This is a genomic window from Mesorhizobium sp. M7A.F.Ca.CA.004.06.1.1 (genome assembly GCF_003999135.1).
Taxonomy (GTDB): Bacteria; Pseudomonadota; Alphaproteobacteria; order Rhizobiales; family Rhizobiaceae; genus Mesorhizobium.
Genome location: NZ_RZPQ01000652.1, coordinates 1 through 3,376, shown reverse-complemented (window position 1 = coordinate 3,376; position 3,376 = coordinate 1). Strand labels below are relative to the sequence as shown.

Genomic DNA, 3,376 nt, shown 5'->3' with positions numbered 1-3,376 from the left:
GCTCCCACCATTTGCGCATCGCCGGCGACTCGCCCATTCGCGCCGCATCCTTGTCGAAGTCGCTGCCGTGATACTCCCAGCAGGCGAACAGAAGGTTCTCCGGTTCGCGCAGGAAGATCGAATAGTTGCGGATGTTGGCGCCGCTGATGACCTCGAGGACGTCGGGCCAGACAGCGGCGTGGACGCGCCTGTAGTCCGCGATCGCCTCTGCTTTCACGCCGATACAAAGTCCCATTCTTTGCATGCCGGTGGCTCGCAGGGCTTCAGTCGAGAAGGTCGGCGGCGACTTCGAGCGTGTTGCGGAACGACGTCTCGAGATGGTGTTCCATCGCTTGCGCCGCACCCTCGGCGTCGTGGCGCTTCAGCGCGTCGAAAATGGCCTCGTGCTGCTCGATCGTCTGTTCGCCATAGCCCGGCTTGGGGATGGCGAGATAGCGGCCGCGATCCATCTGTGCCTTTGAGATGTCGACGGCTCTCCAGATCATCGGCAGGCCGCAGATCTCGGCGATGGTGCGGTGAAAGACATCGTCGAGCTGTATCGCGGTGGCATATCTGCCTCGCGATATGGCGAGCCGGTGCGCCGCCATGTTGTCTTCCAGCAATTCGCTGGCGGCCGGTGTGAACTTGGCGGCCGCGCGTCGGGCGCTCTCCATCTCCAGTGCCCGCCGAATGACATAGGCTTCTTCCAGGTCGGCCCGGCTGATCGGAGCGACATAGGTGCCGGTCTGTGCCAAGATCTTGACCAGGCCCTCGTCGCTGATGCGCTTGACCGCTTCGCGCACCGGGGTGCGCGACACCCCCAGGGCCTCCGCGATGGCGACTTCGTTGATGACCTCTCCCGGCTTCAGCTGCCCGACGACGATCAGGTTGCGGATCTTGTGGTAGATCTGATCGCGGAGCGGAAGAGCCCGATTGAGCGTCGAAGGATCCAGGTCCATTGCAAATCCGTATCTTCGTTCACCAGAAATGGCCAGATAATACTAGAATGTCAATCGGAACGCATCCAATGGAAGCGGTCGGGTGTCGGTGGACACGATGTTCATAACGACCGCCGGAAATCCACCTTGCCAGAACTATTATATTAGTGCAATAGTCATCATCCGCGGTGAGAAATTCAACCGCAACCGAGAGCCTGGACTGAGTCGCGTGTTCAAAAGCCCGGACGTTCAAGCCAGTTCGAAGAGGGGTCGAGCTGTGTTGAAGCAGCTATTATACTAAAATATCGATGGCCGATACCGAGGACGATCGGCCGGCCGCCAGGAGGAACCTAGCCAGATATGACTGTCGCCGCCGATTGCGCCTTGGACATGCGAGGCATCAGCAAGACGTTCCCGGGCGTGAAGGCTCTGTCCAACGTCAATTTCGCCGTGAAATTCGGCACCGTTCATGCGGTCGTGGGTGAGAACGGCGCCGGCAAATCGACGCTCATGAAAGTGCTCAACGGGTCCTACGCACCCACCAGCGGCGCAATCAGGGTCGTCGGCGCCGAAGTGCGCATGCGCCGGCCCGCCGATGCCCAGGCGCTGGGCATCCGCATGGTGCATCAGGAAATCAATCTGGTCCCCGACCTGAGCGTCGCCGAAAACGTCTATCTCGGCCGCATGCCGGGCAAGTGGACCTTTCTGCGCAAGGGCGAGATGATCCGGGCTGCAGCCGCCGTCCTCGATGAGCTCGGAGCGGCCATCAACCCGCGTGAACGGCTCGGCAACCTGTCGATCAGCCAGCAGCAGCTCGTCGAGATCGCCAAGGCCTACGCGGCGCAGCCCAGGATCATCGTCCTGGACGAACCGACATCCAGCCTCAGCGAGCATGAGACGGCGGCGTTGTTCCGGATCTTGCGCAAGATGCGCGATGACGGAATCGCCATCATCTATATCAGCCACCGACTGAAGGAGGTGCTCGAAATTGCCGACGAGGTGACTGTGCTGCGCGACGGATCAATGATCGAGACGCGGCCGATCGAAGGCATAAATGCCGCTCACATGATCAGGCTGATGGTCGGTCGCGAAGTCAGCAATGTCTTCCCGAAAAGCCCGGCCGAGATCGGCAAGTCGGTGCTGCGCGTCGAACGCATCAGCGACGGCGCGCGCTTCCGCGATGTCAGCTTCGATGTACGCGCCGGCGAGATACTGGGCTTGACCGGGCTGGTGGGCGCTGGCCGCACCGAGGTCGCCCGCGCGATCTTCGGCCTGTCGCGGCTTGTCGAAGGCACAGTCAGCGTCAACGGACGCGAGGTCTCGATCAACTCGCCATCCCAGGCGGTCAGGGCAGGCATTGCCTATGTTCCGGAAGATCGCAAGGGCGACGGCGTCGTGCCTGGAATGTCGATCCGGGAAAACATCAGCCTGCCCATACTGCGCCGCCTGAGCCGTTTCGGGCGCATCAGCCGCAGCGCCGATCACGCGCTTGCCGCGGACTCGGTCAAGCAGTTTTCGATTTCACCGCCCGACGGCGAACGGCGCATCAGCCTTCTGTCGGGCGGTAACCAGCAGAAGACGGTCATCGCCAAATGGCTTGCCGCCAAGCCCCTGGTCTTGATCCTCGACGAGCCGACGCGGGGCGTCGACGTCGGCGCCAAGGCCGAGATCCACCACATCATTGGCCAGCTCGTCGCAGGCGGCATGGCGGTGGTGATGATCTCCTCGGAACTGCCCGAAATCCTTGGCGTCTGCGACCGCGTGGTGGTGATGCGCGATGGACACGCCTCCGAGCCTCTCCTGCGCAGCGAATTGAGCGAGGAACGCATCATGGCGCTGGCCACGGGGGAGGAGATGGCGTGACCGAAGCGGCCATGGAGATCGGCGGTGTGAACCGCAACGACCGCTTCACGCGTGGCAGCAGGCTTATCGGTGTCCTGTCGAAGGCGGGGCTGGCCTTCGCCATCCTCGCCGTGATGCTCTACGGCTCCTTCGTCAGCCCCGCCTTCTTCACATCAGGCAATTTGCTCAACGTCCTGACCTCGATGTCCATCGTCGGCATCGTCGTCGTCGGCATGACCTTCGTGCTCGTGGTCGGCGGCCTGGCCGACCTCTCGGTGCCGGCCACCATCGCCTGCGGCGCCATCCTGTCGCTCGGGCTGCAGCCGATGATCGGGCCGCTGCCCGCCTTCGTCCTGGCCGTCGGCCTTGCCGGCCTCATAGGCCTGCTCAACGGCGTCCTGGTCGGCTATGTCGGCATCAACCCCATCATTGCCACGCTCGGCATTGGCACGATCGGACTGGGCATCGTCCAGGCGGCTGTCGGCGGGGTCATCGTCTATGGCAGCAATCCCGCCTCCGCCGAGTTCGCCAAGGGCCGGCTGTTCGGCATTCCAGTCGTGGTGCTGATCTTCCTGGTCATTGCTCTTGTCGGCCATTTCGTGCTTTCCCGCTCCTTT

Annotated in this window: 4 protein-coding genes; 2 read left to right on the top strand and 2 right to left on the bottom strand. The window is 62.7% G+C overall.

All coding sequences use genetic code 11. The annotated features are described in order from the left end of the window. The coding region (locus EN906_RS27675) for an L-rhamnose mutarotase (protein ID WP_127375516.1) at positions 1 to 244 on the bottom strand (244 nt) is incomplete at its 3' end. Between the two features lie 19 nt (positions 245 to 263). Continuing rightward, positions 264 to 938, bottom strand: a complete 675-nt coding sequence (locus tag EN906_RS27670; RefSeq protein ID WP_127269483.1) for a GntR family transcriptional regulator — start codon at positions 936 to 938, stop codon at positions 264 to 266. Between the two features lie 339 nt (positions 939 to 1,277). On the opposite strand from EN906_RS27670, the gene EN906_RS27665 reads away from it, so the two are divergent. After that, complete coding sequence (locus EN906_RS27665) at positions 1,278 to 2,780, top strand: sugar ABC transporter ATP-binding protein (RefSeq protein WP_127375515.1); 1,503 nt, start codon at positions 1,278 to 1,280, stop codon at positions 2,778 to 2,780. Then, positions 2,777 to 3,376, top strand: a 600-nt coding sequence (locus EN906_RS27660) for an ABC transporter permease (protein WP_245484346.1), incomplete at its 3' end; no start/stop codon positions are given. The genes EN906_RS27665 and EN906_RS27660, both read left to right, overlap by 4 nt.

Coding starts and splice junctions, on each gene's coding strand:
- EN906_RS27670 (WP_127269483.1), bottom strand. CDS start 938: ATGGACCTGGATCCTTCGACGCTCAATCGGGCTCTTCCGCTCCGCGAT.
- EN906_RS27665 (WP_127375515.1), top strand. CDS start 1,278: ATGACTGTCGCCGCCGATTGCGCCTTGGACATGCGAGGCATCAGCAAG.